This is a genomic window from Ancylobacter vacuolatus (assembly GCF_030813595.1).
Classification (GTDB): Bacteria; Pseudomonadota; Alphaproteobacteria; order Rhizobiales; family Xanthobacteraceae; genus Ancylobacter; species Ancylobacter vacuolatus.
Map to the genome: position 1 here is coordinate 59,623 of NZ_JAUSUH010000015.1, position 7,529 is coordinate 67,151.

Annotated in this window: 2 protein-coding genes; both read left to right on the forward strand. The window is 66.5% G+C overall.

The window, feature by feature from the left end; translation table 11 throughout:
- Window positions 1–355: 355 nt before the first annotated feature.
- Complete coding sequence (locus J2S76_RS22595; RefSeq protein WP_307064319.1) at window positions 356–1,366, forward strand: helix-turn-helix domain-containing protein; 1,011 nt, start codon at window positions 356–358, stop codon at window positions 1,364–1,366.
- Window positions 1,367–2,166: 800 nt separating this feature from the next.
- Window positions 2,167–7,529: beta strand repeat-containing protein (locus tag J2S76_RS22600; RefSeq protein ID WP_307064321.1), on the forward strand; the 5,363-nt coding region annotated here is incomplete at its 3' end.

Sequence of the window (7,529 nt, forward strand, 5' to 3'; positions counted from 1 at the left end):
TCGCGCCCTGACCGCAGTGCCGGACGCCCGCTCAGAGGGCCGGACAGAGTGTCGGCGGCCTAGTTGCGCCGGTCTTGTCGTTTGCGATAGGCTGCTGGCACCATAGCACCGCGCCGATTGCGGCGCCCTGCCTTTCCCTGTGCCGATCACGCTGGCGTGCCGACCGAAGGGCTTCGTGTCTGGCATGATGTGCCGGCTCACGGCATCCTTCGCTGCCGGTTTACGATTGCGCGTCTGACACGCTGCCTGGCGTGCGGGCGCGTTGGTCGGCCGTGCCCTCTGCCTCTGTTCTCCGATGGTGCCCGCTGGGCGCCACCCGCCGCCCCGCTTCCCAGGACCTGCCGGAGGCCTGCCAATGCCGAAGACTGCCGCGATGCTTCGCCCGCTGGCGTTCGGCAACCGGACGAAAATGCAGTCGACGTCGCTGCTGTCGATGCAGGAGCAGGTTCACCGCATGCTCGGCTGGAGTGCCGAATATGACGCGATCGGCGATGCGGCAAAGTTCGCCACCCAGCAATCTTCCATCGCCGTCAATGGATTGAAGCTCAGCAGCCTGTCCCACTCGCCGATCCGTACCCTCGTCGAATCGAATGAACTGTCGTTCTTCATGCCGGTGGAGGGCGGAGCGATCCGCTCCACGGTGAATGGCAAGTCGGTCGAGTGTCATGTCCGCACCAACGCCCTGCTGGCGCCGGAAGGCGAGCGGATCGGCGAGGGCGGCTATCGTTCCATCCTGATTGCCGGCCTGGACCGGAGCCGGTTGCTGCAAACGGCAGGAGCCATGCTGGGGCGCGACGAGCCGAGGGTGGATCTGAACGGGCCCAGCGTCATGCCTCTGGTCGCGGCAGGCGTGAATTTCGACCTGATGCTGCGGGGCGCCTGCGCACTGTTGGAGGCCTGCAACGTGTCGGGAGAGGCGGCGGCGCGTCTCGGTATCGACGAGATCGTCTATCGGGCGATTTGCGGCATGCTGCTACGCGACCGACTTTTCGGCGACGGCGAGGACATGTCGTCCCGGGAGATCCCTGACAGGCGGGTCGAGCGCGCCTGCGACTATGTCATGGCCAATCTGAACCGGCGCCTCACCCTGACCGATCTTGAAGCCATAAGCGGCCTGTCGGCCCGCAATCTTCAATACGCCTTCCAGAGACGGTTTGGCTGCTCGCCGGTGACGTGGATCCGCAATGAACGCCTGAATGCGGCCCGCGAGCTGCTCCTGGCCGGAGGCGACGCGGACAATGTCACCACGGCCGCGCTCGCCTTCTGCTTCTCCAATCTGGGCAGCTTTTCCCGACTCTACCGGGAACGATTCGGCGAGTATCCCGCCGTGACCCTCGCTGCCGCGCGGGGCAGGGACGGCCGATAGAAGAGCAATATAGGGCAATCCGCACGCGGATGAATGAGGTGCCAGGGCACCTCTGCGCACCGTCGCGGCGGTCGTGATGCCGTCGATGCCGTATGCTCCCGGTTGCAAAATTACAACACTGCGAATTTTGACGGCAGCCTTTTCGCAATCCGGATGCCGGCTGCGCAATCCGGGTATCGCGGTATCCAGCTGTTCGCGCACGGTCGACCCGGGATCACGCCGATAGGGCGGATGGGCTTGGGATGTGGCGGATGCAGGGAGTGACTGCTGGGAGTGCCGGCGCGCGCGAGCCGATGCGGCCGGCCGGTCGACGGCCTGCGCGTGGCTTTGCGGCGCCGGCGTTCTCGCTCCCCGGTTGTAGGTATTCCGCGCCATTGCCGAAAATTGCCGGACGTAGATCTGCCGCCGCCGCACGTTCCGGCGGAGCTCAGCTGCGCTGGCGGATGTCAGGCAAGCCTCTGGCCGGGCCGTGTGCTGGCCAGGGCGACCAGAGCGATCATGTTCGATTTCAGAACGTCTGAACGGGACGGCCCATGCGGTCCGGCTCGTTTTCGACGTGTCGTAGGGAAGAGGCTGGGGGTCTGGGTGGGCGCCGATAGGCGCGGACGACCACGCGATCGCTGAAATGAGGCGGGTTCAGAATGTTTGGCAATGAGATGTCGCAGCGCGCGAGTGTGATGCAGGTCGGTCAGGTCGTGAAGGCAGATTCGCGGATGCGGCCCCGACAGGCCGCTTCGGCCGTCGACTCCCGCAGCGGCGCCCCCCGCTTGCGCCGGCATCTTCTTCTGACCTCGGCACTCGTGTCCTCGGCCCTCATTTCCAGCCTCGCCTTCACGTCTCCCGCGCGGGCGCAGAGCGCGACCGGCGGGGACGGGCAGGCGGGCGTCATCGCGGGCACCATTAGTGTCGGCGGTGGCGGTGGTGGCGGCGGCGCGGGTGCGGTGCTCATCGGCTATCCCGGCCCGGGCAATCTCTGGTTTGGCGGCGCCGGCGGTATTGGCGGTGATGTGCAGCCCGGCGGCGTTGCCGGCTCAACGGGTGGATCGGGCCAGGCTAACGGCATCAGCTCCAACAGCGGCGGCGCTGGCGGGTCGGTCGGAAGCGACACGTCTACGGGTGGCGCGGGCGGTGAAGGTGCCGGCGGCGCCTCTGGGGGGGCCGGACAGCCGGCTCAGACCGCTGCGTGGGCGGCCGGCGGCAGCGGCGGCGGTGGCGGCGCGGGTGTGATCATCACTGCCGTGGAAGACTATGAGTTCGGCGGCGACTTTATAATCGGCGGTGCTGGCGGCGTCGGCGGCTCGATCAATGCGACGGGCCCGTTCACCGGCTACACGGTGATCACCGGCAATGGCGGCGCCGGTGGCTCGGGCCTCGTCATCGCGGCCGCCGCTATCGTCTCCAACGTCAGCGAGTTCGACATTATGGGCGGTGCCGGCGGCGACGCTGGCGCGGACGGGCTCGCCCTCGGCGCGATTTCCATCCTGCAGGGCAAGGGCGGTGACGGCGGTGCTGCGGTCGTTCTCAGCGCGGACGGAATTGACTTCAGCAATGCTGGCATCGCGAAGGGCGGCGCCGGCGGCTCGGTTTCATCGTCCGACGTGAACCAGATGAGCGGCTCTGCCGGCGCGGGCGGCGCGGGCGTGCTGATCAGCGGAAATAACTCCATCGTCAGCAATTCCGGCACCCTCCAAGGGGGCGATGGCGGGAACTGGTACAGCACCGGGCAGGGCAAAAGCGGCATCGGGCTTGTTGTGTCGGGAGACAGCAACACCATCACCAACCAGAAGTTCGCGGGCATCTACGGTGCCGATATTATTTCAGGAAAAATAGGTGTCGATTACGGCGGCAACGCCGTTCTGTTCAGCGGCACCGGAAATACAATAACCAACTATGGATTTATAGAAGCCGGTCTTGATGATCCTCAAGGCAGAGGTGGCGCGGGCATTTTTGTCTCCGGATCCTCAAACAAGATCATAAATGACGGCAATATCATTTCGACCAATGGTGTCGGGGTCTATTTCGACACGACATCGACAGGCTCGACCCTCGAACTATGGTCCAATTGGGGCCTCGTCGGTGGAGCCATCAACGTCGGGACCAACACCACGCTCGCGCTGGGCGGAACGGTCAATCAGAGCTTCGACCTGACGCTGATCAATTCGACCTTTGTTGATTTCAACGCTTACGAGAAGGTCGGCACCTCGACATGGGAATTCACCGGTACGACCGGTTCGTCGGGGCCGGCCAGCAACTGGACGGTCAAGGAGGGTATCCTTGCCCTGGGGACCGGCACCTGGCTGAAGGGTGACGTCACCGTCGCATCCGGCGGCACGCTGAACGCGACGACCGCGAGCTATGGAACCGCCAAGATCGAAGGCCTGCTGCTCATTCAGAGCGGGGGCATTCTCAATGCGCAGCAGGGCGGTGCGGGTTCGAGTGGTGCCACGCCGATCAATTCAGACACCTTCACTCTCAATACGGGGGCGACAGTCAATATCGGCCTCATCAGTGTCGGCGCGGATGCGGCGATCACCTCTGGAGGCGCGCTCACCATCCAGTCCGGAGTTACGATCAACCTGACCGGCACCACGCTGGTGGAGGGGACATATAATCTGATCGAATACTCCGGTGCGGGCGGCACCTTTGTTCTGCCGACGGTGGGAACCGTGTCGGGAGGCCTGGAAGGGGCCATATCCACGACAACGAGTTCCCTCGGAAACATGCTGATTGCTACCCTGTCCGCGGGCGGCCTCTACTGGAACGGCACCACCACCTCCGGCGGCGGTCCGCTCGTCGGCGGGGACGGCAGCTGGACGGCGAGTTCGGGCATGCTGAACTGGAGCAATGCGGACGGCACGACGCATGTCGCCTCCAACTCCACCAAAACCGCCATCTTCTCTGGCACGGCCGGCACGGTGACCATCGACGCCTCCTCGGGCGCGGTCGGGGCCAAGAGCCTAAAATTCCTCACTTCCGGCTATGAGATCACCGGCGACACGCTGACCCTGGCGAATGCCTCGGCGGCGCCGACGGTGAATGTGGATGGCGCCGGCACCCTTGCCACCATCTCCTCTGCCCTCGCGGGCACCGACGGCCTTGAGAAGATCGGCGACGGCACGCTGATCCTCTCGGGAGCCAATGCCTATACGGGCGGCACAACCATCACCGGCGGCACGCTGCAGATCGGCGCTGGCGGCGCGATCGGTTCCATCGACGGCGCGATCGTCAACAATGCGGCCCTCGTGTTCAACCGGTCGGACGCCGTGACCTTCTCCGGCGTCATCTCGGGGTCGGGAACGCTGGAGAAGAAGGGCAGCGCCACGCTGACCCTGTCCGCCACCAACACCTATACCGGCGCGACGACCGTTTCGGCCGGCACGCTGGAGGTCACCAACGTGGCCGGCCTCGGCACCGCGGCCGCCGGCACCACGGTGGCGGCGGGCGCGACGCTGGTGATGAATGTCGGCTCATCGACGACCGTTGCGGAATCGCTGACCCTTTCGGGCACCGGCACCACGGGGTCCAACGGCGCCCTCCAGGGCGCGGCGGGTGCCATCCTGAGTGGTACGGTTACGCTCGCGGCGGATAGCTTGATCGACGGCGGCAATGCCCTCGAACTTTCCGGCACCATTGGCGGCGCCGGCCACACTCTGACGCTCTCCGCCGGCGGCACGATTTCAGGGGTGATCGCCACCGGCGCCGGCGGAGTGACCAAGGCGGGAATCGGCAACTGGATCCTCAGCGGCGCCAATACCTATACCGGGCTCACCACGGTCTCGGCCGGCGCGCTGATCGCCGCCAATGCGAGCGCCTTGGGAGCGACGTCGTCGGGCACCACGGTGGCGTCCGGCGCGTCGCTGGTGATTGATGGCAATGCGGGCGCCGTTGCCATCGGCGCGGAGGTGTTGTCGCTGTCCGGCACGGGTTCAAACCCGTTCGCGGCACTGACCAGCCTCGGCGGCGCCAACAGTTATGGCGGCGCGATCACGCTGGCGTCGGACAGCTCCATTTCCGTGCTCAACAACACCTTCGCCATTAGCGGCGCTATCGGCGGAACCGGCGCGAACCTGACCTTGCAGGGCAACGGAACGGGCACCATCACCGGCGTGATCGGCACGGGTTCCGGCGGTGTGACGAAGGGGGCAGCCGGCACCTGGATTCTGTCCGCCGCCAACACCTATACGGGCGCGACGACGGTTTCGGCCGGCACCCTGCGGGTGACGGCCAATGCCGGCCTCGGCACGACGGCTTCGGGGACCACGGTCGCGTCCGGTGCGACGCTCGATCTTCGCAACACGGTCAGCAACGTGGTGATCGGCACGGAAGCGCTCACTCTGAGCGGGACGGGCGTCTCCGGCGCGGGCGCGCTGCAGAGCACCGGCGGCCTCAACAGCGTGGCCGGAGCGATCACCCTTGACGCGGACAGCCTGATCGCCGTCACGGCCGACCAGCTGACCCTGTCCGGCGGGATCAGCGGGGCGGGCAAGAACCTGACCGTTGGCGGCGCGGCGAATGGCGTCGTTTCCGGCAGCATCGCGACGGGCGCCGGCACATTGACTAAAACCGGCGCGGGCGCCTGGGATCTGACCGCGGCCAACAGCTATACCGGCCTCACCACGATTTCGGCCGGCATGGTGCGCATCGCCAACGCATCCGCGCTCGGCACGACGGACAGTGGCACCGTGGTGGCCTCGGGCGCCACCCTTGCCCTGGGCGGCGGCATCACGGTGGGTAGCGAAGATCTGACCCTTTCCGGCACGGGCATCGTCGACGGAGGGAGTGCCTCGCAGGGCGCCCTCGTCAGCTATGGCGGCAACAACACCTATGCCGGTGCGATCGTGCTGGCGGCGGACAGCACCATCAACACCAATACCTATGCGGCATCCGGCTCATTGGACCTGTCGGGTGGCATCTCGGGTTCGGGCAAGAACCTGACGCTGGGCGGCCTCGGCGCGGGCACGGTTTCCGGCGTGATCGGCACCGATGCGGGCACGGTGACCAAGGTCGATGCCGGAAGCTGGATCCTTTCCGGCGCGAACACCTATACGGGCGAAACCATCGTTTCGGTCGGCGTCCTCGGCGTTTCCAACGCCACGGGTCTCGGCACCCTCGCGGGCGGCACAACAGTGGCGGACGGCGCCTCCCTTATGCTCTTTGGCGGCGTGTCGGTGGGAGCGGAAGCCCTGACCCTGTCGGGCCTCGGCGTCAATGGGATAGGCGCGCTCAGCAGCGTACAGGGGACCAACAGCTTCGCCGGTGCGATCAATCTGGCGGCTGACAGCCTGATCGTCTCGAGTGCGGGCAGTGACATCTTCACCCTCTCCGGGGGCATCACCGGAGCCGGCAAGGATCTGAGCCTGGGTGGAACCGGGCTCGGCATCGTCTCCGGCGCGATCGCCACCGGCAGCGGCTCGCTGACGAAGACCGGCTCGGGCGGCTGGCTTCTGGAGGGCGTGAACACCTACACGGGCGGCACTGCAGTGACGGGCGGTACGCTGGCCATTGGCGGCGCCAACGGCTCGATCATGGGCGATGTGGTGCTGAGCAACGGCGGCACGCTGACCTTCTCCCGTACCACCGACATGACCTTCGCCGGCGTCGTGTCCGGCACTGGCTCCCTGACGAAGACCGGCAATGCAAAGCTGACCCTTTCGGGCACCAGTACCTTTGTCGGAACGACGACGGTCTATGGTGGCACGCTGGAGCTCTCGGGCGGCAGTCTGGCTGGCGGGGTGTCGGTGAGTTCGGGCGCGACGCTGCAGGGCGGCGCCAGCGCGGGCACCGTCTCGGGCAATGTGTCCATCGCGGCGGGCGGCACGTTGGCGGGCGTCTCGGGCACCACCTCGCTCGCCATTGGCGGCAATCTGACCTTCGCCGACGCGACCTCGATTTTCGCGGTGACGCTGGAGGCGCCCTCGACGACGCCGCCGGCGATCAGCGCGGGCGGCGATCTCACGCTGAACGGCGTGCTGAACCTGACCGCCGGCACTGGGTTTACCAGCGGCACCTACCGGCTCATCGACTATGCCGGGACCCTGTCGGGGGCGGGCCTTGAGATCGGCACGGCACCGGCGCATTCGCTCTATGCCGTCAGCACCTCTACCGCCAACCAGGTCAATCTGCTCGTGGCGGCGGGCCAGTGGTGGAACGGGTCCAACACCAC